Below are 23101 nucleotides of genomic sequence, written 5' to 3'. Positions count from 1 at the left end.
TGAACTGAAGCGCTTCATATGTTGCGTCCAACACCCCCTAGGAGGACCAACATGAGAACGCGGATCACCCTCGCGGCGGCCCCAGTGCTGGCGATCGTGCTGGCGGTCGCGGTGTCGGTGCTCGTCGCCGTGCAGCCGGCGTCGGCGGCGACCGGCTTCACCGTCAGCAACGGCCGGCTCTACGACGCCAACGGCGCCGAGTTCGTCATGCGCGGCGTCAGCCACGCGCACACCTGGTACCCGACGCAGACCAGCTCGTTCGCCAACATCAAGGCGCTCGGCGCGAACAGCGTCCGGGTCGTGCTCGCCACCGGCGACCGCTGGACCAAGAACGACACCGCCGACGTCGCCAACGTCGTGTCGCTGTGCAAGGCCAACCGGCTCATCTGCGTCCTGGAGGCGCACGACACCACCGGCTACGGCGAGCAGAGCGGCGCGATCACCCTCGACCGGGCGGTCGACTACTGGCTGAGCGTCAAGAGCGCCCTCGCCGGCCAGGAGAAGTACGTCATCGTGAACATCGGCAACGAGCCCTACGGCAACAACGCCGCCACCGTCGCCAACTGGGCCACCGACACCGCCAACGCGGTCAAGCGCCTGCGCAGCAACGGGTTCGAGCACACCATCATGGTCGACGCGCCCAACTGGGGCCAGGACTGGTCGTTCACGATGCGCGACAACGCGGCGACCGTCTTCGCCGCCGACCCGCTGAAGAACACGGTGTTCTCGATCCACATGTACGGCGTGTTCGACACCGCCGCGGAGATCAACGACTACCTCAACCGGTTCGTCACCGCGAAGCTGCCGATCGTCGTCGGCGAGTTCGGGTTCAACCACTCCGACGGCAACCCCGACGAGGACACCATCATGGCGACCACCCAGTCGCTGCGGATCGGCTACCTGGGCTGGTCGTGGAGCGGCAACGGCGGCGGCGTCGAGTACCTCGACATGGTGACCGGCTTCAACCCCGCGCAGCTCACCAGCTGGGGCGAGCGCATCTTCAACGGCGCCAACGGCATCAAGGCCACCGCCAAGGAGGCCACCGTCTACGGCGGGGTCACGTCGCCGACGTCGTCGGTGTCGCCGTCCCGTTCGGTGTCCCCGTCGCCCTCCCGTTCGGTGTCGCCGTCGCCGTCGAGGTCGTCGTCCCCGCCGCCGTCCGGCGCGTGCAAGGTCGCGTACAGCGTCACCAACCAGTGGCAGGGCGGGTTCCAGGGCGACGTGAAGGTGACGAACACCGGTACCGGAGCGATCAACGGCTGGACGCTGACCTGGAGCTACGCGAACGGCCAGGTCGTCACCCAGTCGTGGGGCGCCACCTACGCCCAGTCCGGCGCCGCGGTCACCTGGACCAACGTGAGCTACACGGCGAGCATCCCCTCCGGTGGCACCGTGACGTTCGGGTTCCTGTCCAACTGGAACGGCACGAACACCGCGCCGACCGCGTTCACGCTCAACGGGACGCGCTGCGGATGAGCGGCCAGCGGAGCGGCTCGGGCCGCTCATCATGGACGCAGTTTGGCGCAGGCCGACGCCGCAGCGCAGCGGAGGCGGCGGCCTGACGTAACCTCGCCGCGTGGACCCAGTGGTGATCGTGGGGGCGGGACCGGTCGGTGCCGCCTCCGCGATCCTGCTCGCCCAGCGCGGCGTGCCGTGCCTGCTGCTGGACCGCTACCCCGAGCCGTACCCGCTGCCCCGGGCCGTCCACGTCGACGACGAGGTCATGCGCATCCTGCAGGAGCTCGGCGTCGCCGACGCGTTCGCCGCGGTCAGCCGGCCGGGGCTGGGGCTGCGGCTGCTCGACGGCAGGCACCGGGTGATGGCCGAGTTCCGCCGCGACCCGGGGCCCGGCCCGCACGGCTGGCCGCAGGCCAACATGTTCGACCAGCCCGACCTGGAGCGGCTGCTGCGCGCGCGGGTCGCCGAGCTGCCGCTGATCGAGTTCCGCGGCGGGGTCACCGTCACCGGGGTCACGTCCACCTCGGTGACCCTCGCCGACGGGTCGTCGCTGCGGGCGTCGGCGGTGCTCGGCTGCGACGGGGCCAACAGCACCGTCCGCGAGGCCATCGGCGCCGAGCTGGAGGACCTCGGGTTCGAGGAGCGGTGGCTGGTGGTCGACGGCGTCACCGACCGGGACCTCGACGCGTGGGGCGGCGTCCACCAGATCTGCGACCCGCGTCGCGCCGCCACCTTCATGCAGCTGGGGTCTCGCCGGTACAGGTGGGAGTTCCGGATGCACGACGGCGAGCCGCCGCTCGACGTGGACCAGCTGCTCGCGCCCTGGCAGGCCGGTGCGGCGGTGACGGTGGTCCGGGCGGCGCAGTACACGTTCCGGGCCAGGATCGCGGCCACGTGGCGGCGCGGCACGGTGTTCCTGCTCGGCGACGCGGCCCACCAGACGCCGCCGTTCATCGGCCAGGGCCTCGGCGCCGGCCTGCGCGACGCGTACAACCTCGCGTGGAAGCTGGCGGCCTGGCGCGTCTCCGGCGACCCGTCGGTGCTCGACTCGTACCAGCGCGAACGCAAACCGCACGCGAAGGCGCAGATCCGGCTCGCGATCGTGGCAGGGTGGGCGATGACCGGGGGCCAGGACCGCGCGGCGGCGGTGCGGCGGGTCGTGCTCGGCGCGGTGTGGCGGCTGCCCGGCCTGAAGGGCCTCGCACTGCGCTCCACCAGCCCGCCGCTGCGCGGGGTCGGCCCCCTCGCCCCGCAGCCGTTCGTGGTGCGCGCCGGCCGGACGGTCCGGCTCGACGAGGCGCTCGGCGACGGCTGGGCGGTCCTCACCCGCCCCGGCGTGGTCATGAAGCACGGCGGCGCCACGGTGATCGCGGTGACGCCCGAGTTCGACCCGTCCGGCGCGCTGCGGCGCTGGATGGGCCGGCGCCGCGCGGTCCTGATCCGGCCGGATCGCGTCGTTATCCGGTTGCGGCGGGGCCGACAATGGAACGGCCATGGATCACCAGCAGCTGGTCAAGCTCAGTAAGCGGATGTCGAAGGCGCTGCGCCACGACCCCGCGCGGGTCGGCCTGACCCTCGACCCGGGCGGCTGGGTGCCCGTCGGGGTGTTCCTGGACGCCATGGGCATCACCCGGGCCGACCTGGACGAGGTCGTCGCCGGCAACGACAAGCAGCGCTACGCGGTCGAGACGGGACCCGGCGGCGTCGAGCGGATCCGCGCCAACCAGGGGCACTCCGTGCCGGTCGACCTGGGGCTCACCCCGCAGGAGCCGCCGGAGGTGCTCTTCCACGGCACCGGCGCCGCCGCCCTGCCGTCGATCCAGGCGACCGGCCTCAACCGCGGCGGCCGCCACCACGTGCACCTGTCACCCGACACCGCGACCGCCCGCCGGGTCGGCACCCGCCGCGGCGGCGCCGTCGCCGTGCTCACCGTCCTCGCCGGGGAGATGGCCCGCGCCGGCCACGTGTTCTACGTCTCGGGCAACGGCGTGTGGCTCACCGACGAGGTGCCGGCCGCGTTCATCCGGCTGTGAGCTTGCTGTCCAGGAGCTTCTGCAGGGGGATCGACTCGCCGTCGCGGCCGCCCTCGCCGACGATGAGCCGGGGCGCGTGCGGCTGCGGCGTCACCCCGGTCAGCCACGCCGTCGCGCTCGACGGCACCAGCAGCGAGTAGTACCGGCCGTCGTCACCCACCGCGATGGTGTGCTCACTGTTGAGGTACCAGCCGCGCAACGGCGTACGGTAGGAACGACCGCCATACGAGCGGGCCCGCAGCGACTCGGTCGGCAGGCCCGCCGCGAGCGCGTCAGCCACGAACCGCTCGATCAGCGCCGCCGCCTGCTCGGCTTCCGCGGCGCGGCGCCGGTCGAGTTCGGCCCCGTGGTGCGCCACCGCACGGGCCCGCTGCGCCTGCCAGTCGTCATCGGCCACTCGCTCGTTGTACCAGTCGGCTGGTCGCAGGTCACATCCAGGCGGACCGCTCAGGCGGCGGGACGCCGGGCCTGGGATGCTGGTAGAAGCCACGAATTTCGCGATTGAGGAGCCCCACCGTGACCGAAGACACCGGCTTCGCCGAACTGGGCTTGCGGGACGAGCTGCTCAAGGCGCTGACCAACCTCGGCTACGAGGAGCCCACCCCGATCCAGCGGGAGGCGATCCCGCCGATGCTGGAGGGCCGTGACCTGCTCGGCCAGGCGGCCACCGGCACCGGCAAGACCGCCGCCTTCTCGCTGCCGCTGCTGCAGACGATCCCGTCGCCCGGCGGCGACAACCCTTCGGCGCTCATCCTCGTGCCCACCCGCGAGCTGGCCGTCCAGGTGTCCGAGGCGATCCACCGCTACGGCAAGGACCTCGGCACCCGCGTCGTGCCGATCTACGGCGGCCAGCCGATCGGCCGCCAGCTGCGCGCCCTGGAGCACGGCGTCGACGTCGTCGTCGCCACCCCCGGCCGGGCCCTCGACCACATCAGCCGCGGCACGCTGCACCTGCACGACCTGCGCGTCGTCGTGCTCGACGAGGCCGACGAGATGCTCGACATGGGCTTCGCCGAGGACATCGAGGCGATCCTGCAGGAGACCCCCGAGGACCGGCAGACGGTGCTCTTCTCCGCCACGATGCCGCCGCGCATCGACGGCCTCGCCCGCAGCCACCTCAACGACCCGGTCCGGATCGAGATCGGCCGCGCGCCGACCCCCGCCGGCGAGGCTCCGTTGGTGCGGCAGGTGGCGTACGTCGTCAGCCGCGCCCACAAGCCCGCCGCCCTCGGCCGCATCCTCGACGTCGAGGCCCCGGGCGCCGCGCTGGTCTTCTGCCGCACCCGCGACGAGGTCGACCAGCTCACCGAGACGCTCAACGGCCGCGGGTACCGTGCCGAGGCCCTCCACGGCGGCATGGGCCAGGAGCAGCGCGACCGGGTCATGGCGCGCCTGCGCAACGGCACCGCCGACCTGCTCGTCGCCACCGACGTCGCCGCCCGCGGCCTGGACGTCGAGCACCTCACCCACGTCGTCAACTACGACGTGCCCTCGGCCCCCGAGTCCTACGTCCACCGCATCGGCCGCGTGGGCCGCGCCGGCCGCGAGGGCATCGCGATCACCCTCGCCGAGCCCCGCGAGCACCGCATGCTGAAGACCATCGAGCGGATCACCAAGCAGCGCATTCTCATCGAGAAGGTCCCGACCGTCGCCGACCTGCGGGCCCGCCGCCTCGAGCTCACCCGCGCCGCCATCCACGAGCTGCTCGCCGCCGACGGTGAGGCCCTCACCCAGTTCCGCGTCGTCGTGGAGACCCTCAGCGACGAGTTCGACCTGATGGAGATCGCGATGGCCGCGGTCAAGATCGCCCACGACGCCACCGGCATCGGCGAGGGCGACCAGGAGGAGATCCCCGACATCACCCTCCGCGCACCCCGCGAGCCCTCCGACCGTTTCGGTTCCGGCTCGGGCTCCGGCTTCGGCGGTGGCCGGCCCGGCGCGGGTGCGGGCTCGGGAGACCGCCCGGGCCCCGGGCGCCGGGTCGCGGTCCGCGACGCCGACGGCCGTGGCCGGGGCCGCGACGCGGGCGGCCGCCGCGTGCCGGCCGGCGGCATGACCAGGCTCTTCGTCGGCGCGGGCCGCGCTGCCGGCATCCGCCCCCAGGACCTCGTCGGCGCCATCACCGGCGAGTCGAGCCTGAGCGGCCGCGACATCGGCGCCATCGAGATCACCGACCGCTTCTCCCTGGTCGAGGTCCCCGAGGGCGCCGTCGAAGAGGTCATCGACACCCTGCGCCGCACCACCCTGAAGGGCCGCCGCCCCGTCGTCCGCCGCGAGCGCTTCAACCACTGACCCCCGCGCCCGCCTTCCGCGAACCCGCCGCCGAACCATTCGGCGGCGGCCCGATGCTCGGGACCGCGCCAGGCACGATGCTCGGGACGGCGCGGGGAACGGTGCGGGGTAGGACGAGACCAGCCCACCCAGCCGGGCCATGACGTCCGCGACGGCGGGTGACCACCCACCGGTGACCGACGCCGCACCCGCCCCGCCGAGCCCGCGTGATGGGGGACCGCCGCCGCTTGTGCCGACCTCGGACGGTCGGCGTCCTAGGCCCTGTCCTGTCGATCATGGGGTAGGTGATCGATGATGTGTCGGGTGGTTCGTCGTGGCCTGATGTGCCGGAACGGTACGGGCCGTGGAAGACCTGACACGAGCGGCTGCGGCGGTGGACCGCTGACGGTACCTGGGCGCGGGTTCTGGCCGCGGCGCAGGTCCACGACGACGGCCAGCCCGTGGAGTGGACGGTGAGCGTGGACTCCTCGATCGTGCGGGCGCACCAGCATTCGGCTGGAGCCGGTAAGGGGGATCCACCGGCGTCGGGCACAGCGGTGCAGCGGTGCAGCGGCGGTCGGTACGCAGGACGGTGAGGCGATCGGCCGGTCCCGCGGCGGGCTGAGCACCAAAATCCATCTCGTCGTCGACGGTCGTGGCCGGCCGTTGTCGATCCTGCTCACCCCTGGGCAGGCCGGGGACAACCCGCAGCTGCTCAACCTGCTCGGCGGCATCAGCATCGCCCGGCCCGGCCGCCCGCCGCGGCGCCGGCCGGACATGCTCATCGCGGACAAGGGTTGCGCCCACGACCCGACCCGCCGAGCGTTGCGGCAACGACGCGTCCGGCACACCATCCCGGAACGATCCGACCAGATCGCCTGCCGGGCCGGCAAAGGCAGCCTCGGCGGACGGCCACACCGGACTTCGACCCAGCCGTCTACCGGCGCCGCAATGTCGTGGAACGCTGCTTCAACCGTCGGCCCTGGTCGAGCCGCGGTGGCAGCCGGCAGTGCGCGGCGGCCTCGATTGAGACGCGTGCCCTGCTGTGGTGTGCGTGGCGGCCTGCCCTGGAGGCGCTGATGCCGGGCTCGCCGCGGGTCCGGCGCCGGTGACGATCACGGAGGTGGCCGCCGGATGATGTGGGTTGCGCTGCGGGTGCTTCGTCCGTACCTGGTCGGCGCCGTTGTGGTGAGTGCCGTCGCCGCCGGGTACGTCTGGTTCGCGGCCGGCGTCGTGCAGCGGCAGCTCGACCGGGCCGGGGTGCCGGGGTGTGGCGACCCGAACGAGTGCTACCCGCACGGGGCGGCGCTGGACGCGGTGCTGGGGATGGAGGTCGTCGCGGAGTTCGTGCCGGGGCTGCTCGGGCTGGTCCTCGGTGCGGCGCTGCTTGCCCGTGGGGGCGGGGGCGACCCGCCGGCGGAGCGCGGGCGCTGGGTCCTCGTCAGGTCCGGCTGGGTGCTCGCCGCCGGCCTGATCTGCTGCGGCGCGGTCGCGGCGGCGCACCGGTCGGTCGCGACCCGGTACACCGTGCTGGCCGACGACACGTATGAGCTGCTCCAGCTGCTGCATCTCAACAACGCCGCGTACATGGTGGCGCAGACCCTCGTGATCGCCGCGTTCGCCGGGGTCGTCGGCCTCGGCGACGGCCGGGTGCCGAGGACGCTGGTGCTGACCGCGCTGGCCGGGCCGTTCGTCGTCATGGTCGGCGACGGGGTGGCGGCGCTGTTGTGGACGCTGCTCGGCGCGCTGACGGGGTGGACCGGTTCGGCGGGCGGCGACCTGTTCGTGCTCGACCCGTTCGCCTACACCGCGGGCGTGGTGCTCGCCGCCGGTGCGGTCGCGCTGGTGCTGCTGGCGCGGCGGGCGGCGACCGGGAAGGGGGGTCAGAGGGGGAGCGCCTCACCCGGCAGGTTGAGTGTCAGGGACGCGCCGCTCGGCGGGGTGTCGAAGTCGAACGTCGAGGTGGCCGTGGCGCCCGGCCGGACGTCGAAGGCGCTGGTCGTACGGGAGCGAAGGACGACGGCACCGGCGGACACGCTGATGTCCGTGGCGGCGACGTGGCGCGGCGCGCGGCCCGGGTTGCTGAAGCGGACCGTGATGCTCATGTGGTCGCCGGTGAGCACGTCGACGTCCGTGACCACCGTCGCGGGGGCGGCCCGGTGCGGCGCGGACGGTCCGGCCTCGGCGAACGTGGGGGACACGACGCCGGCGACGCCGCCGATCGCGAGGCCCGCCGCGGTGGCGAGGAGGACCGCGTTGAGCGTGCCCCGACCGAGTCCCATGACCATGCGTGTCCCTCCCGAAGGTTTCGACAGGCAGCGTCACACGACCGGCTGAGGTTCGACTGTGGTGCGACTGAGGTGCGGGCTTCAGCATGTCACCCGGGCGGCCACCGGCGGTGCCGAATCGGTGGACGTCTTGTCCTCCGAGCGGGGGCCGTGCGACTCCAGCACCACGGGCGCCGACAGCTGCTCCTCGACCGCGGCGGTCCAGTCGTCCACCGGGACGAGGCGCGGCCGGCTGGACGCCATCGCGCGGGTGAGGCGCTCCTGCCGGTCCAGGTCGCCGGTCCGGCCGCGGGTGGGCTTGACGCCGTCGTAGTCGACGCACATCCGCAGGTCCGGATGCGCCGAAGCGGTGTCGAGGTGGGTGAGGGCGAGCCCGTCGACGCCGCCGCAGACGTCCAGGGCGTACCGGTGCGCGACCGCGTCGAAGTGGCCGACGCGGAACGCGCCCTGCCACGGGTTCGCGGGGTTGTTGGGGTCGGTGACGGGCAGCGTCGGGTCCTCGGTGACGAGCGGACCCGCGCCGTGGCGGGTCGTGAACGTCCGCAGGACCCCGAGCCGGTAGGCGGGCTCGCCGGCCAGGAGTGTCTCGGCGTTGGCGAACGTCGTCGTGCTCCAGGTGGTGTACGGGTGGAACCCGTGCCACTCGTCCAGCAGTACACCCTGCGCGCCCTCGAACACGCACGGCCCCTCGATCCGCAGTCCGTCCACAATGGACACAGTGGCGGCGAACGCCGTGTACGCCTCGACGCACGCGTCGACCGGCGGGCCGTCCACACCCAACCTGGAGCGGAGCCGGCCGAGCTTCGCCCGCAGCAGCGGCGGATCCGCGCAGTCGCCGGCCCGCGGCGCGTCGTCGGGGTGGCGCAGCGCGTACGCCATGGACTCCCCGACGCCCATCCCGCACGAACCGTGCCGGTCGGCGCCCCGGGCGAGCTCCTTCGCCCGGTTCGCCTCGCGGTGATACGGCGTGGACAGCAGCGCCGCCCGGTCGACGGTGAGCCGGGACCACCCGTCGTGGACGCCGAGTCCCACCAGGTGGTCGGCCTCGGCGGCCAGGGCGAGGGGGTCGACGACCATGAACCGCGAGAGGTGGGTCCGCACGCCGGGCCGGAACGTGCCCGACCCGAACTGTGCGAACGTGTGCTTGCGGCCGTCGCCGAGCACGACGGTGTGCGCGGCCTGGGCGCCGCCGTTGAAGCGCACCACGGTGTGCACGTCACGGGTGGCGCAGAGGTGGTCGACGACGGTCCCCTTGCCGCAGTCCCCGTATCCGAGGTCCACCACGATGACGTGCCGCATGGCTTACAACCGTTCCACGCTGGTGGTGCCGGACATGGTGGGCGCCGAGCCGGTCGCGACGGGCGCGCGGCCGCCGCCGATGCGGGCGAGGGCCTTGCCGACGGTCGCGGTCGCCGCCGAGCCGACCTCGCGCAGGTCCTCGAGGCCCTCGTCCAGGTCGATGGAGTCCTCCCCGAGGCCGACCGTGAGGGCGATGGTCTCGCACACCGCGTCCAGGTCGTCGAGGGCGATGACGTTCTGGCCGAGGAGGTCCTTCCAGAAGTCCAGGATGGTGGTGTTGCCGGCGTAGGACGAGCCGGCGGGCAGGATGTAGTACGTGTCGTACATGCGGCGGACCTCGTCGACCATCGCCCGCAAGCCGATCGCCTCGCCGAGCTTGTCGCCGATGACGTCGCGGACCTCGCCGGGCTTCACCCGCGAGTAGGCCTGCTCGTCGCCGATGATGAAGAGGTACCCGCGCTTGCCGCGCTTGGAGTAGCAGTCGATGCTGGTGTGCCGGGCCATGAAGTACATCGCGAGCTCGTAGGACTCGGTCATCTGCCCGCCGCCGCCACCTTCGAGCACGAAGCGGCCGAGGTCCTCGTCGAGCCGGTTGTCCGACTCGAACTGCCCGACCTGCAGCGGCACCCGGTCGCAGGTGGCGTCGCCGATCGCGCCGAACAGGATCTGCGGGTCCTTCACGTATCCCTTGCGCAGCAGCAGGCCGAGCAGCTGCGGCAGCTTCTGCTGCAGCACCCGGGGCACGGAGCCCATCGAGCCGGTCACGTCGAACAGGACGGCGATGGCGACCGAGTCGGGGTGCTCGTCGGAGTCCCGGCTCTCGCGCTTGCCGACGCCCTTCGGGTCGAGTGCACTGTGGACGGTGCGGGCGCCGGAGTCGCTGTACGCGAACGCGCTGGCGCCGGTGGCGCGACGGTAGCGGTCGGCGGCGTCGTAGACGTCGGTCGACCAGATCCCACTTCCCATGAGGGTCTCCTTCTCAGAGCGTGAACGGTCGGAACTTGCGGGGGCCGTACAGGCGGTGCAGCAGGTCGTCGAGCTCGCCGAGCAGCTTCCAGGCGTCGTCGGGGCGCTGCCTCGGTGACGCGAGCCGGCAGCCGTCGGCGAAGCGCCGCAGTGCCTGCGGGGCGCGGTCGCCCATGAGGTCGGCCATCAGCCGGGCGGCCATGGCCAGGTCGGTGTACGGGCCGGGGGTCTCGCGGGCGAGCACCTCGGCCGGGTAGTGGTCGCGCCGGTGCGGCACGATCGCCGGGATCCGGTCGCCGGGCTCGGTGACGCTGTAGCACCAGTCGACGAGCACGACCCCGTGGTCCTCCGGCTGGATGAGGACGTGCTCGGGCACGACCGCGCCGTGCACGACGCCGGCGCGGTGCGCGAGGCCGAGCGCTACGAGCAGGCGCCGCCACATCCACGCCGCGTCGCGCGGGTCGAGCCCGTTCGGCCGGCGCAGCGCCACCTCGGCGAGGCTGTGCAACCCCGTTGCGGAGGTCGCAACGACGTTGCCGCGCCTGGTCGTGGCGTCCTCCTTGTGGCGGAACGTGTCCACGAGCCGCGGCACGTAAGGCAGGTAGCGCGGGTCGCCCCGGTCGGCGATCCGTTGCAGCGCGGTCGCCTCCCGCGCCATGAGGTCGTTGCACGCCGGGTCGCGGACGAGCTTCAGATGGCCCTCCGGCACGGCGTACAGGTTGGCCAGGTCGCCCTCGAAGGCGAGCGTCGCGGTCGAGTAGGCGCCCTTGGCGCTGCGGATCGTGCCGTGGTTGCGCCACAGCTCGGTGAGCCGGGCGAACGCGGCGGCGCCCTGCGGACCGGCCACGTCGGGGTGGGTGAGGCGGGCGAGCCGCCGGTAGGTGCCGGCCGGGTCATCACCGTCGAACAGGCTGCCGCCGGCGGACTCGATCAGTGCGATCGCCTCGGCGGTGGTGGTCATCGCACCGTCTCCTCTCGGCTGGGCATCAGCAGCGCGGGGTGCAGCAGGCGGGCGTCGCCGGCGCGGTAGAGCTTGGCCCGCGGCCCGCCGCGGGCGCCGCCGCGCTCCGTGGTCGTGTTGGTGCTCTCGACGAACCCGGGGACCGACAGCACCTTGCGGTGGAAGTTGCCGGCGTGCAGCGGCTCGCCCCAGACCGTCTCGTACACCGCGCGCAGCTCGGCGATCGTGAACTCCTCGCCGACGAACTTCGTCGCCAGGGGCGTGTACTCCAGCTTCGACCTGGCGCGCTCCAGTCCGTCGGCGACGATCGTGCCGTGGTCGAACGCGAGCTCCGAAGGCCGCTCGTCCATCGGCACCCAGGCCGCCTCGCGGGCGTCGGAGCCGGACACGGGATCGGGCAGGTCCGGCGCGAACGCGACGTACGCCACCGAGAACACCCGCATGCGAGGGTCGCGGTCCGGTGCGCCGTACGTGCCGAGCTGCTCCAGGTGCAGCCGGCGGTGCGCGGTGGCGACGCCGGTCTCCTCGGCCAGCTCCCGCGCGGCGGCGGTCGGCAGGTCCTCCCACTGCCCGACGAACCCGCCCGGCAGCGCCCACATGCCCTCGCTGGGCGGGCAGGCGCGCCGCACGAGCAGCACGTTGAGCACGCCGTTGCGGATCGTGAACGCCACGATGTCCACGGTCACCGCCACCGGCGGGTAGGCGCGCGGGTCGTAGCTGGCGAGGAAGTCGGCGTCGTTCACGATGAGTCCTTCTCAGATAGAGTATTTCTCGATCTGAGAACAACATACGACGCGCCGCTCCCTGGCGCAACGAGGATTTCCTGTCGCGTTTGCGGCTGATGTACGGCGCTGCTTGTCGGGTTGTCGTGCCTCGTCCGGCCGGCGCTACGCGGTGGCGAGGCGATCCCGGAGGTGGTGGCCGTGGGCGGCGGAGATCTGGGCGGCCACGGCGGACCGGACCAGGTCGCTGCGGTGCCGGACGCTGCCGCCGGGCCCTTCCACCAGCAGGTGCGCGTGGACGAGCCGGTCGACCGCGGCCAGGACCTCGTCGAGGTCCAGCCCACCGGCCGCGGCCAGCTGCTCCACCCGCAACGTGCCGAGCGCCGCGGTCAGCCGCAGGATCTCCCACGCCGCCGGCGGCATCCACCTGGTCCGCTGCCTGGCGAGGTGCATCGCGACCGCCTCCGCGATCGCCGGATCCCCGCCCTCGGCCGCGCCCGAGGCTCCTCGCTCGGCCGCTCCCGTGGCCCCGCCCGCGGCTCCTCCCGTGGCCCCGCCCGTGGCTCCTCCTGTGGCCCCTCCTGCGGCCGCGACGAGCGCGGGGATGCCGCCGCTGGCCTGCAGGACGTCGACCGGCAGGTCGCGCTCGCCGAGCGGGTCGAGCCGCAGCACCAGGTCCGCGTCCAGCGCGTGCAGGGGACGGTCCGCGATCGCCGACGGGTAGCGGTACGACACGACGACCCGCACCCCGCGCTCCCGCAGCCACCGCAGCTCGCTGACCGAGTCCGCGTCGAGATGCTCCGCGTCGTCGACCGCGACGACACACCCACCCATGTCCGCGGCGATCGCGTCCAGCTCGGCGGGGTGCAGCGTGCGCCGCTCGTGCATCGCCGCGTCGAGGGTACGGTCCGCGGGCCGCCCCAACTGGTGCAACGCCGTGCGCAACCAGCCGAGCCGCAGCGCCCCGCCGGGCCCGGGCCCCCGCCCCAGCCCGACCCGCTCCGGCGCCTCGTCCCGCAGCCGCCCCAGCAGCGCCGACTTCCCCGCCCCGGCCGGCCCGACCACGTGCACGACCCCCGGCCCGTCACGCAGCGCGGCCAGCTCACCCCGCCGCCCCACGAACCCCGCGGCGTCCTCCGACCCGCCCGCCGCCTGCCTGCCGGTTTCCCTGCCTGCCTCCCTTACGAGGGCGAGCCGCCGCTCGACCAGCTCCGCGGCGCCGCTCTCCCCGGCATCGGACGTGGCCGCCGCGGCACGCCGGTCGGCCTTGCGCCGGTCCCCGCCCCGGCGGCGGTCGCCGTTCGCCGCGCTCTCCACCGGTCGGGCCGCGGCGGTGTTGAGCTCCGCCAGAAGGCGGTCCCGCAGCGACGTCGTGTCGGCGGACGGGGCGATCCCGAGGTCGTCGGCGAGCGCCCGCCGGCACAGGTCGAACCACCGGACGACCTCGTCGGCCCGGCCCAGCGCCGCACCGGCGACCATCGCCAGCCGGTACCCGCGCTCGGTGAACGGCTCCAGCTCCGTCGCCTCCCGCGCCAGCCGCAGCGCCCTGGCCGGGTCCGCGGCCGCCGCCGGCTCGGCCAGGTCGAGCAGCGCCGCGACGAGCACCGCCTTGACCTCGGCCCGCGCGGGCGCGGCCCAGTCGGCGTACTCGTCCTCCACGAACGGCAGCTCCGGCGCCAGCTCGACGATCCGCTCCCGCACGTCCAGCTGCCCCGGCCGTCGCTCCGCGACCTTCGCGGCCACCCGCAGCTCGGCGAGGTCGAGCCGGGCCCGGTCGGTGGCGAACACGTACCCACCGGCCCGCGTCACGATGAACGACCTCGCCGTCGGCACCCCCGGCTGCAACGCCCGCCGCAGCACCGACACGTAGTGCTCCAGCGCCGCCGTCGCGTTCCCGGGCAGGTCCACCCCCCAGACCGCGTCCGCGAGCGCATCCTTGGACTGCACCCGGTCATGCCGCGCCGCGAGCACCCCCAGCACCTGCCGAGCCCGCCGCGGCAGGTCATCCCCGGTCATCCGCCGGCCGTCACCGTCAATGATCTCGATCTGCCCCAGCACCCGCACGTCCACAGCCGCCGCAATCGGCAGCCCCCGCCACACCTTGAGCGGTTCCCCCCACACGGCCGCCCCTCCACTGGGCCGCCCCTCCACCCGGCCGCCCCTTCACCGGGCTGCCTGGCTGCCGCTCTGCCGGGCTGCCGCTCTGCCGGGCTGCCGCTCGACGTGGCTGCTTCTTCGCCCGGCTGCCACTTCGCCCGGGCGGATTGCCGCAGCTGGAACGGCTCCTTGGACAAGCGACCTCTCCAGCTGGCGCCTTCCCCGCATCGACGGTGCCGTGCAGACGAGCCGACTTTTCTTCCGCAGGAGGGCCTCACTCAGCGGGGTGAGTTCGATTCAGCCTGGCGCGCCTCCGCTTCCGCCGGACCGGTTCGCCCTCCGCCGGACCGGTTCGCCCTCCGCCGGGCCGGTGCCGCTCCCGCTGGGTCGGGTCCGCTCCGCCGAGCAGGTTGCCCTCTGCCTGAGCGCGTTGCCGCTGCGGGCGCGGCTCCTCCAACGGCGTCGCGCATCGCCCTCCGCCGAGCGTGCTTGCCCTCTGCGGACATGGTCCCTGCGCCGGTTTGGTCCCTGGCTGCCGACACGGCCCCGCGTGGCGCGCTCGGCGCGGCGGGCTTGCCTTCAGCTGGGCCACAGGCCGGCTTCAGGCCGTCATGGTTTCCTCCCGCGTATGAAGATCATGGCCAACGTCGCCCCGGTCGCTCGTCTGTCGTCGCGCATCGTCCTCGCGGTCGCCTTCCTCACCGCGCTGAGTGCCGGGCTCGTCATGATGGTCGTGTCGGCGCTGCGATAGCCGGACCGGGTGGCGGAGGCTCACTCTGTACATCACCCGCTAACTCAACGCGAGATCCAGACGTGCCACGATCGGCCGCGGTGCGGTCATCCGCCACGCCTCCGTGATCAGGTCGGCGAGCTCGTCCTCGTGCGCCTTGCGTAAACGCACCTGCACCCAGCCGAACCGGCCGGACACGTGTGACTTCTTGTAGGCCCGCGGGTCGTCCTCGACGAGCGCCGCCTGCTCCTCACGGGACGTCTTGACCAGCATGGTCCAGTCGTCCTCGCACAGGTAGGCGAACCCCCGGTCACGCACCCGGAAGCCGAGATGGTTGCCGTGCTGGCGCTGCTCCACCTCGGGCAGCGTCAGGACCATCCGGAGCGCCTCGTCGACGCTCACCCCGCGGCTGGTTCGGATTCCCATGTCTGTAGGTGTAACAGGAGGGTCTGACACTTTTCCGAGGATCCGATTTTCCCCATTTGCTCAATTTCGTGATCAAAGCCGTTCCCGCAGCGTGCGGCCGCCTCACCCGAAATTGTCGGTGGGCGTCGCTATGGTGACCGCCATCCGAAACGGACCACGGGGAGGCGGCACATGGGCACGTTCGGGGTTCCGGCCTCCTGGCTGAGCGACATCCTGCCGCGGCGCGGCGGGGCGCCCGCGGGGTTCAGCCCGAGCGCGACCTGGGCCGCCGACATCGCCGCGCTGCTCGACAAGCGCCCCAGCCTGCGCGCCGCACTCACCAACGCCGGCACCCCCGCCGACGTGAGCGCCGAGGGCCTCGCGCACCTCGACGGCGACGCCGCCAGCACCCCGCTCGGTGCGGCCGCGGTCGTCGCCGCGTATGTCGGGCCGCCCGACGAGCGCTGCCGGGCCGCCGCGGCGGTGTTCGCCGACGGGTGGGTCGCCGGCCGAGGGCTGCCGTTCGCCGTCGAGGCCGCCATGGAGCTGCAGGGCCTCGGCTATGGCAGCTTCGGCGCCGGCACCACCCTGGTCGGGCAGCCCGTGGTCCGTTACCTGCGGGGCTCCGAGGGCGCGTTCCCCGTCCTGGCGCGGGTGCGGGCGGCCCTCGCCGCGGCGCCCGAGGAGGAGTACCGGGCGCTCGTGCGGCGGCTCGCCGCCTGGCGGGAGCGGTCGGCGACGCACCGGGTGGTGACGGCGTTCCTCGCGCCGACCGAGACGTCCTGGGTCGAGGAGGAGGTGCGCGGTCACGTCGTCGGCGACGACTGGCACACCCGGCTGACCCTCGCGTCGGTGACGACCGCAGAGCAGGCCGAGACCCTCGTCGGGTCCTATCCGCCGTGGGGGCTGTTCGCCGACACCGCGCTGCTGCACACGATCGCCGAAGGGCTCGGCGTCGCCGTCGTGCCGCCGCTCGTGGTGTGGCTGGACCGGTTCGGGTCGTCGTCCGCCGACGCCCGGCGGGCCATGCTGTCGACCCTCGCCGTGATGCCGACCGACGAGGCGCTCCAGGCCCTCGTCGACCGGGCCGACAAGCGCGACGTCCCGGCCGCGCTGACCGAGGCGTGCGACCGGTTCCCGCGGCGGGCGGTGCGGCTGCTCGCCGAGGGCGCGTCCCGGCCGCGGATCGCCCAGCGGCTGCGCACCCACGTCGCCCGGCACCGTGCCGCCGCCGAAGAGGTCCTGCCGGCGCTCGCCGGCGCCGCCGCCACCAGGGTCGCCGCCGAGCTCGGCGCACTCGACCGCCGCGTCGTCGCGCCGCCCAAGGCGCTGCCGCCGCTGCTCGTCACACCACCATGGGTCTCGGTCCGGCGGACCGCCCGCAAACCCCTCGTCGTCCCGGGGCTGCGCTGCACCGACGAGCCGGCGATCGGCTGGGAGCCGGGGGAGCAGGCCGAATGGCTCGACCGGGCCGGCACCGCCGGCCAGTGGGGGCCGCTGCGGTCCGACTGGACCGCGCTCGCCCGCGACATCGAAGCGGGGCGGTGCGCCTGGTTCGACAGGTTCGGGTTCTTCCTCCGCGCGCCCATGGAGATCGCCGCGCCGGTCGCCGCCCGCTGGCGGCCCACCCGGCGCTGGGACCATGAGCGCTGGGCGCCCGCGCTCATCGCGCGGTTCGGCGTGCTCGTGCTGCCGCTCGTCCTCGAGGTCGACCGGTCGGGCGCGAGCCCGCTGCTGATGCCGTTCACCGGGCCTGAGGTCGCCGCCGCCGTCGCCCGCGGGCTCGACGGAGGCCGGGCCGCACGGCAGCGCGCCACCGACTGGCTGCGCCGGCACCCCGCGGCCGCCGCCCGGGCGCTCGTCCCCGCCGCGGTCGGCCCGGCCGGGTCCGCGCGCCGCCTCGCCGGCCAGGCGCTGCGCGTCCTCGCCGACCTGGACCTCCGCGACACGGTCGAGGCCGCCGCCCGGTCCTACGGTGCCGGCGCCGCCGCCGCGGTCACCGACCTCCTCGACACCGACCCCCTGCTGGTGCTTCCGGGCCGCGTGCCGGCGCTGCCCGACTGGGCCGACCCGGCCGCCCTCACCCCGATCGAGCTGCGCGGCGGCGCCGGCACGGTCCCGCCCGACGCCGCGCGGCACGTGCTGACGATGCTCGCAATGTCGAAGCAGGGCGAGCCGTATGCCGGCCTGGCCGTCGTCGCCGAGGCGTGCACCCCGGCGTCGCTCGCCGCGTTCGCGGTGTCGCTGCTGGAGTGCTGGGTCGAGGCCGGCGCCCCGCCGCGCGCCGGCTGGGTTCTGGAGGCCCAGGCGCTGCTCGGCGACGACGAAACGGCCCGCCACCTCGCTGCGTACGTCCGAGCCTGGCCCGTCGAGGGCGCCACGACCAGGGCCGCCTCGGCCGTCGACGTCATCGCCAGGATCGGCACCGAGGGCGCCCTCACCCACCTGCACCGCCTCACCACCACCGTCCGCGCCAAGCCGATCCGCGTCCGCGCCGAGGAGCGGCTGGCGGAGGTCGCCGCGTCCCTCGACCTGTCCCCGGACCAGCTTGCCGACCGGCTCGTCCCCGACCTCGGCCTCGACGCCGCCGGCACCCTCACGCTCGACTACGGTCCACGCCGGTTCACGGTCGGGCTCGACGAGCAGCTCAGGCCGTTCGTCATCGACGGGACCGGCGCCCGTCGCAAGGACCTGCCGAAGCCCGGCACCCGCGACGACCCCGCCCTCGCCCGCGCCGCCGCGCAGCGCTTCACGCTGCTGAAGAAGGACGCGCGGGCCGTCGCCGCCGACCAGGTCACGCGTTTCGAGCACGCCATGGTGTCGGGCCGCCGCTGGTCCGCCGCCGAGTTCCGCCGCCTGATCGTCGACCACCCGCTGGTCTTCCACGTGGCCCGCCGCCTCGTCTGGGCCGTCTTCCCCGCCGAACCGTCCGCCGGGCAGGCCGAGCTCGCCGGTCCACCTGGCAGCTCTGCCCTGGGACGCGACCGCGCTCTCGTGGTGGGTGGCCATGCCGTCTCGGCAGGTGACGCCGCTTCCGACGACACCGTGTCGTCCCGCGCCATGCTGGGCGCCGGGTTTGAGGTCTCGGTCGCTGGCTCGGGTGGAGGTGGCGGGCCGGGGCGGGGTGCCACCGCGCTCAGCGCCGGGATCGGGGTCGCTGGTTCGGGTGGAGGTGGCGGGCTGGGGTGCGGTGTCACCGTGCTGAGCGCCGGGGTCGAGGTGGCGGCCGTCGGTTCGGGTGGAGGTTTCGGGGCGGCGCGGGGCGTTGTGGGGGTGCGGGTGGCGGAGGATCGGACGTTCGCCGGGGTCGGTGACGAGCCGGTGACGCTGGCCGACGACGCGGTGGTCGGGGTCGCGCATCCGCTGCACCTCGGTGACGGGGTGGCCGCGTGGGCCGGGGTGTTCGCCGACTATGCGATCCTGCAGCCGTTTCCGCAGCTCGGGCGCGGGTCCCATGCGCTCACCGCCGAGGAGGTGGACCGTGACGTGCTGGTCCGGTTCGTCGGCGTGAAGGCGCCGAGCGGGAGGTTCGCCGCGTTGCTCCGCGGCGCGTGGCGGCGCACGGGCAGCGGGCTGCGGGACGGGTGGGGGTCGATCGAGCGGGACCTCCCCGGTGATCGGATCGCCGTCGTCGAGCTGGACCCCGGGCTGCACCACGCCGACCCGACCGTCGACCCGGTCCAGGCGATCACCGACGTCTGCGTCGTGCGGGGTCACGCCGGCCACCTGGGGACGGAGCGGCTGCGGCTCGCCGACCTCGACCCGATCGGGGCGTACGAGCTCGTCCGTGACCTGGAAGCAGCGACCGCATGACCGAGGACACCACCAGAGGAACGGGCTCGCCTGACGAACTACGCCCGGCTTGCGTAGGGGAACGGATCGGGCAGATGGAGCAGGTGCAAGGTGGCGTCGCGGGTCCGGGCCGGGTCGTGGGAGCGGGTGGGCGCGGCGTGACGGGGTTGGCGGGGTTGGGGTTTGTGGAGGTATGGGTCGGTGGGGGTGGCGTGGCCAGGTGGGAGAGGGACGGGCCGGGCATGGTCGGCGGGCTAGGCCCCGTTACCGTGTCCGAGATCATCAGAGACCTGCGGGAGGTCAGGCTGTGAGCGCTGCGCACGAGTTGCTGGAGGAGGGCACCGCTGTGCAGCGGCCGCCGGCCGAGGTCCGGTACGCCGACGAGCTGGCGAAGCTTCGCGACACCGACAGCGGGGAGCGGCCGCCGGGGTGGGCGTTGAGCTTGACGGCCGCGCGGCGGTTCATCGTGGGGGACCCGTCGGCGGGGATCAGCCGTAAGTTCGTCGGTGACCCGTCGCTGATCGACCGGGCCCTCGTGTCGCTCGCCACCAGCCGGGGGCTGATGCTGGTCGGTGAGCCCGGCACCGCCAAGTCGCTGCTGTCCGAGCTGCTGGCGGCGGCGGTGAGCGGGGAGTCGACGCTGACCGTACAGGGCGGGGCGGCGACGACCGAGGACCAGATCAAGTACTCGTGGAACTACGCACTCCTCGTGGCGGAAGGGCCCAACCAGCGGTCGCTCGTGCGGGCGCCGCTGCTGCGGGGGATGGCCGAGGGCAAGGTCGTGCGGTTCGAGGAGATCACCCGCTGCCCGCTCGAGGTCCAGGACTGTCTGCTGTCGCCGCTGTCGGACCGGGTGCTCGCGATTCCCGAGCTGACCGGGGCGGAGGCGATGGTGTTCGCACGCGACGGGTTCAACGTGATCGCGACCGCCAACACCCGGGACCGGGGCGTCAACGAGATGAGCGCGGCGCTGAAGCGGCGGTTCAACTTCGAGACCGTGTTCCCGATCGCCGACTTCGACACGGAGCTCGCGCTCGTCGAGGCGGAGGCGGGCGCGCTGCTGCGCCGGTCCGGGGTCACCGCCGCACCGCGCCGGGACGTGCTCGAGGTGCTCGTGACGACGTTCCGGGAGCTGCGGACGGGACAGTCGGCGCGCGGCGACACGATGGAGCGGCTGTCGGCGGTCATGAGCACCGCTGAGGCCGTTTCCGTCGCGCACGCCGTCGGGTTACGGGGCTGGTTCCTGCGCCGGGAGGCCGGCACCGCCGAGGACCTGGTGTCGTGCCTCGCCGGCACCGCCGCGAAGGACAACACCGAGGATCTGGCCAAGCTGCGGCGGTACCTGGAGCAGCAGCTGACCTGGCGGACCGGCGCGCAGTGGAAGGCACTGCACGCGGCCCGGCACCAGCTGCCGGGGTAGCGGCGATGGCCACCACGTTCATCGGCGTGCGGCACCACAGCCCGGCCTGCGCCAGGCTCGTCGCCGGCACGATCGCGGCGCTGCGGCCCGCGTACGTGCTCGTCGAAGGGCCCGCCGACATGAACGACCGCATCGGCGAGCTGCTCCTCGGGCACGAGCTGCCGGTCGCGGTGTTCAGCAGCTACCGCGACGACGAGCGGCACTGCGCGTCGTGGGCGCCGTTCTGCGCGTACTCGCCGGAGTGGGTCGCGCTGCAGGAAGGCCACCGGGCCGGCGCGACCGTGCGCTTCATCGACCTGCCGGCGTGGGACCCGGCTCTCGGGCAGCGGGAGAACCGGTACGCCGACGCCGAGCAGCGCTACGCCGAGGTCGTCGACCGGCTGTGCACGGAGTTCGCCGTCGACAACGTGGACGCGTTGTGGGACCACCTGTTCGAGATCCCGCCCGACGACGGGATCGCCGAGCGGCTCGCGGCGTACTTCGACCTGCTGCGCGGGGAGACCCCGGCGAGCGAGGGCGACGTGCGGCGGGAGGCGTACATGGCCCGCTGGATCCGCGCGGCCGCCGCCGACGCGGGGGACCGTCCCGTCGTCGTGGTCACCGGCGGGTTCCACCGGCCGGCGCTGATCCGCCTGACGGACGGGGGCACGGCGCGGTTCGACGTGCCGGCGCCGCGAGCAGGTGCGGACGGGGGTGGCGCGTCCCCCGGAGCGTCGGTGGGTGCCGGGGACGGGAACGCCGGGCGGTCCGACGTGCCGGCGCCGCGAGCAGGTGCGGACGAGAGTGGGGCGTCGCCTGAGGAGCCGGTGGGCGCGGCCGGGGGAGCCGCGCGGTTCGGCGTGCCGGTGCCGCGTGAAGGTGCCGCCGGGGGTGCCGCGTCGGTGGGTGGCGTGGGTGAGGGCACGGCGTGGCCTGAGGTGCCGGTGTTGCCGGAGGGGGCGGTCGGGGGCAGCTTCCTGGTGCCGTACTCGTTCCGGCGGTTGGACGCGTTCGACGGGTACCAGTCGGGGATGCCGTCGCCGGAGTACTACCAGCAGCTGTGGGACGGGGGGCCGCGGCAGGCCGCCGACCACCTGGCCGGGGCCGTCGTCGGACGGCTGCGGGAGCGCAAACAGCGGGCGTCGACGGCGGACCTGATCGCGGCGCGGGCGTCGGCGGCCGGGCTGGCGCTCGTGCGGGGACACCAGTACCCGGGCAGGACCGACATCCTCGACGGGCTTGCCGGGGCGCTCGTGCACGACGCGCTCGACGAGCCGCTGCCGTGGGCGACCCGTGGGCGGCTGCGGGCCGGCACCCACCCGGTCGTCGTCGAGATGGTCGCGGCGCTCAGCGGCACCCGCGTCGGCCGGCTGCATCCGTCGACGCCGCTGCCGCCGCTCGTGCACCACGCGGATGTCGAGCTCGAACGGGAAGGGTTCGGCGTCGGCGGTACGGTCACCGTCGCGCTCACCGAGGACGACGGCCTGCGGCGCAGCCGGCTGCTGCATCGGCTGCGGGTGCTGCGGATCCCGGGGTTCGAGCGGCGGCAGGGGCCGCGGACCGGGGTCGATCCGGTGCTGGAGGAGCAGTGGGACGTCACCGTCCATGAGCATCGGCTGGTCGCGTTGATCGAGGCCGGGGCGTACGGCGCGACCCTCGACGAAGCCGCCGCGGCCGTCCTCGCCGAACGGATCCGCGGGGCGGACGTCGCCGGTCTCGCCGACGCGTTGTTCGACGCGGCGCTGTGCGGCACGGTCCGCCTGTCGGACCAGGTGCTGCACGACCTGGGCGCGGCCGTCGGCACCGCCGGGGACCTCGGCGACCTCGGCCGGCTCCTCGCGGTCGTGCTGACCCTGTGGCGGCACGACCGGCTCCTCGGCACCGCCGGCAGCGTCCCCCTCGGCACGGTGATCGCCGCCGCCCACCAGCGGGCGTTGTGGCTCGCGGAAGGTGTACGGGGCAGCGCCTCCCCGGCCGACCCCGTCCGCATCGCGGCGGTCGTCGCGGTCCGGGACACCACGGTGCACGCCGGGCCGCGCCTCGCCCTCGACCGCGAGGCCGCACTCGCCGTGATGCGCCGGGTCGCCGAGGACCGGGAGTCCCCGCCCGACCTCCGCGGCGCCGCGTTCGGCTTCTGCTGGTCGGTGGACACCACCGACCCGGAGGACGGGGGCAGCGGCTGGGAGGACCCGGTGCGGGCGGTACGCGGCGCGGCGGCCCCGGGCACGGCCGGCGACTGGCTGGCGGGGCTGTTCGCGGTGGCGCGCGAAGAGGTGCTGCACGCGCCGCGGGTGCTCGACGTGCTCGACGACCTGATCAGCGGGATGGGCGAGGCGGAGTTCCTGATCGCGCTGCCGGCGTTGCGGCAGGCGTTCACGTACTTCCCGCCCCGGGAACGGGAGACCGTCGCCGGGCACCTGCTCGCGAGGCGCGGGCTCGGCGGGAGCCCCCGGGCGCTGCTGCGCAGGCGGAGCACCGACCCGGCGTTCGTCGCCGCCGCCCTGGAGCTCGAGGCCCGGGTCGACGCGGCACTCACCCGCGAAGGACTCCTGACATGAACCCGCCCAACCAGGACAGCGCCGCTCAGGACAGCGCCGCTCAGGACAGCGCCGCTCAGGACAGCGCCGCTCAGGACAGCGCCGCTCAGGACAGCGCCGCTCAGGACAGCGCCGCTCAGGAC

The 23101-nt window shown here is 74.1% G+C and carries 16 protein-coding genes and 2 pseudogenes; 10 read left to right on the top strand and 8 right to left on the bottom strand.

What is annotated here, in order from left to right:
• The first annotated feature begins 51 nt into the window (after positions 1-51).
• The 3 genes from AB0J72_RS14440 (at position 52) to AB0J72_RS14430 (ending at position 3491) form a co-directional block, all read left to right on the top strand.
• Entirely contained in the window at positions 52-1476 is a 1425-nt protein-coding gene (locus AB0J72_RS14440; protein ID WP_363398682.1) for a cellulase family glycosylhydrolase, read from the top strand.
• A gap of 100 nt (positions 1477-1576) precedes the next feature.
• Positions 1577-2983, top strand: coding sequence for a bifunctional 3-(3-hydroxy-phenyl)propionate/3-hydroxycinnamic acid hydroxylase (locus AB0J72_RS14435; RefSeq protein ID WP_363398680.1), 1407 nt, complete (start codon positions 1577-1579; stop codon positions 2981-2983).
• Positions 2952-3491, top strand: a complete 540-nt coding sequence (locus tag AB0J72_RS14430) for an RNA 2'-phosphotransferase (RefSeq protein WP_363398678.1) — start codon at positions 2952-2954, stop codon at positions 3489-3491. The genes AB0J72_RS14435 and AB0J72_RS14430 overlap by 32 nt, the downstream gene beginning before the upstream one ends.
• Here AB0J72_RS14430 and AB0J72_RS14425 read toward each other — a convergent pair.
• Positions 3478-3888, bottom strand: coding sequence for a hypothetical protein (locus tag AB0J72_RS14425; protein WP_363398676.1), 411 nt, complete (start codon positions 3886-3888; stop codon positions 3478-3480). The genes AB0J72_RS14430 and AB0J72_RS14425 overlap by 14 nt on opposite strands.
• 119 nt (positions 3889-4007) lie before the next feature.
• Here AB0J72_RS14425 and AB0J72_RS14420 point away from each other — a divergent pair, with 119 nt between their 5' ends.
• The 3 genes and pseudogenes from AB0J72_RS14420 to AB0J72_RS14410 all read left to right on the top strand — a co-directional run bounded on the left by AB0J72_RS14420 (position 4008) and on the right by AB0J72_RS14410 (position 8099).
• Positions 4008-5783: a DEAD/DEAH box helicase gene (locus AB0J72_RS14420; protein WP_363398674.1), complete on the top strand. Its 1776-nt coding sequence runs from the start codon at positions 4008-4010 to the stop codon at positions 5781-5783.
• 305 nt (positions 5784-6088) lie between these two features.
• Positions 6089-6748, top strand: a pseudogene (locus tag AB0J72_RS14415) (IS5 family transposase); the annotation flags it as partial.
• A gap of 148 nt (positions 6749-6896) precedes the next feature.
• Positions 6897-8099 carry a hypothetical protein gene (locus tag AB0J72_RS14410; protein ID WP_363398672.1) on the top strand — a complete coding sequence of 401 codons (1203 nt, stop codon included), beginning with the start codon at positions 6897-6899 and terminating at the stop codon, positions 8097-8099.
• 32 nt (positions 8100-8131) lie between these two features.
• On the opposite strand, the gene AB0J72_RS14405 is transcribed toward AB0J72_RS14410, so the two are convergent.
• From AB0J72_RS14405 to AB0J72_RS14385, 5 genes are all read right to left on the bottom strand, one after another.
• Positions 8132-9349, bottom strand: a complete 1218-nt coding sequence (locus tag AB0J72_RS14405) for an adenylosuccinate synthetase (RefSeq protein WP_363398670.1) — start codon at positions 9347-9349, stop codon at positions 8132-8134.
• 3 nt (positions 9350-9352) lie between these two features.
• Positions 9353-10315: a hypothetical protein gene (locus AB0J72_RS14400; RefSeq protein ID WP_363398668.1), complete on the bottom strand. Its 963-nt coding sequence runs from the start codon at positions 10313-10315 to the stop codon at positions 9353-9355.
• 13 nt (positions 10316-10328) lie between these two features.
• Positions 10329-11276 carry a serine/threonine protein kinase gene (locus AB0J72_RS14395; protein WP_363398666.1) on the bottom strand — a complete coding sequence of 316 codons (948 nt, stop codon included), beginning with the start codon at positions 11274-11276 and terminating at the stop codon, positions 10329-10331.
• Positions 11273-12022 (bottom strand): NUDIX domain-containing protein, encoded by a 750-nt coding sequence (locus AB0J72_RS14390; RefSeq protein ID WP_363398964.1) that lies wholly within the window; start codon positions 12020-12022, stop codon positions 11273-11275. The genes AB0J72_RS14395 and AB0J72_RS14390 overlap by 4 nt, the downstream gene beginning before the upstream one ends.
• A 141-nt stretch (positions 12023-12163) precedes the next feature.
• Positions 12164-14119: a BTAD domain-containing putative transcriptional regulator gene (locus tag AB0J72_RS14385; RefSeq protein ID WP_363398664.1), complete on the bottom strand. Its 1956-nt coding sequence runs from the start codon at positions 14117-14119 to the stop codon at positions 12164-12166.
• A 604-nt stretch (positions 14120-14723) separates the two neighbouring features.
• Here AB0J72_RS14385 and AB0J72_RS14380 point away from each other — a divergent pair.
• The gene (locus AB0J72_RS14380; RefSeq protein WP_363398662.1) at positions 14724-14846 is read left to right on the top strand and encodes a hypothetical protein; all 123 of its coding nucleotides are present in this window, start codon (positions 14724-14726) and stop codon (positions 14844-14846) included.
• Positions 14847-14885: 39 nt separating this feature from the next.
• Here the strand turns inward: AB0J72_RS14380 and AB0J72_RS14375 are convergent, their stop codons facing one another.
• Positions 14886-15251: an MmcQ/YjbR family DNA-binding protein gene (locus AB0J72_RS14375; RefSeq protein ID WP_344502548.1), complete on the bottom strand. Its 366-nt coding sequence runs from the start codon at positions 15249-15251 to the stop codon at positions 14886-14888.
• A 171-nt stretch (positions 15252-15422) separates the two neighbouring features.
• Between AB0J72_RS14375 and AB0J72_RS14370 the strand changes: the two genes are divergently transcribed.
• The 3 genes from AB0J72_RS14370 to AB0J72_RS14360 all read left to right on the top strand — a co-directional run bounded on the left by AB0J72_RS14370 (position 15423) and on the right by AB0J72_RS14360 (position 22979).
• On the top strand, positions 15423-19043 hold the full coding sequence (locus tag AB0J72_RS14370; RefSeq protein WP_363398659.1) for a DUF4132 domain-containing protein: 3621 nt from the start codon (positions 15423-15425) through the stop codon (positions 19041-19043).
• A gap of 286 nt (positions 19044-19329) precedes the next feature.
• Positions 19330-20442: an AAA family ATPase gene (locus tag AB0J72_RS14365; RefSeq protein WP_363398657.1), complete on the top strand. Its 1113-nt coding sequence runs from the start codon at positions 19330-19332 to the stop codon at positions 20440-20442.
• Between the two features lie 5 nt (positions 20443-20447).
• Positions 20448-22979: a DUF5682 family protein gene (locus AB0J72_RS14360; RefSeq protein WP_363398655.1), complete on the top strand. Its 2532-nt coding sequence runs from the start codon at positions 20448-20450 to the stop codon at positions 22977-22979.
• Positions 22980-23002: 23 nt separating this feature from the next.
• Here AB0J72_RS14360 and AB0J72_RS14355 read toward each other — a convergent pair.
• Positions 23003-23098, bottom strand: a pseudogene (locus tag AB0J72_RS14355) (pentapeptide repeat-containing protein); the annotation flags it as partial.
• Positions 23099-23101 lie beyond the last annotated feature (3 nt).

It is taken from the genome of Dactylosporangium sp. NPDC049742, from assembly GCF_040674675.1.
Taxonomy (GTDB): Bacteria; Actinomycetota; Actinomycetes; order Mycobacteriales; family Micromonosporaceae; genus Dactylosporangium; species Dactylosporangium maewongense.
This window is presented reverse-complemented; position numbering and strand designations above follow the sequence as displayed.

Bases quoted from the DNA above. Each gene is read 5' to 3' on its own strand.
- AB0J72_RS14440 (WP_363398682.1), top strand. From the start codon at position 52: ATGAGAACGCGGATCACCCTCGCGGCGGCCCCAGTGCTGGCGATCGTG.
- AB0J72_RS14430 (WP_363398678.1), top strand. From the start codon at position 2,952: ATGGATCACCAGCAGCTGGTCAAGCTCAGTAAGCGGATGTCGAAGGCG.
- AB0J72_RS14410 (WP_363398672.1), top strand. From the start codon at position 6,897: ATGATGTGGGTTGCGCTGCGGGTGCTTCGTCCGTACCTGGTCGGCGCC.
- AB0J72_RS14405 (WP_363398670.1), bottom strand. From the start codon at position 9,349: ATGCGGCACGTCATCGTGGTGGACCTCGGATACGGGGACTGCGGCAAG.
- AB0J72_RS14400 (WP_363398668.1), bottom strand. From the start codon at position 10,315: ATGGGAAGTGGGATCTGGTCGACCGACGTCTACGACGCCGCCGACCGC.
- AB0J72_RS14395 (WP_363398666.1), bottom strand. From the start codon at position 11,276: ATGACCACCACCGCCGAGGCGATCGCACTGATCGAGTCCGCCGGCGGC.
- AB0J72_RS14380 (WP_363398662.1), top strand. From the start codon at position 14,724: ATGAAGATCATGGCCAACGTCGCCCCGGTCGCTCGTCTGTCGTCGCGC.
- AB0J72_RS14375 (WP_344502548.1), bottom strand. From the start codon at position 15,251: ATGGGAATCCGAACCAGCCGCGGGGTGAGCGTCGACGAGGCGCTCCGG.
- AB0J72_RS14370 (WP_363398659.1), top strand. From the start codon at position 15,423: ATGGGCACGTTCGGGGTTCCGGCCTCCTGGCTGAGCGACATCCTGCCG.
- AB0J72_RS14360 (WP_363398655.1), top strand. From the start codon at position 20,448: ATGGCCACCACGTTCATCGGCGTGCGGCACCACAGCCCGGCCTGCGCC.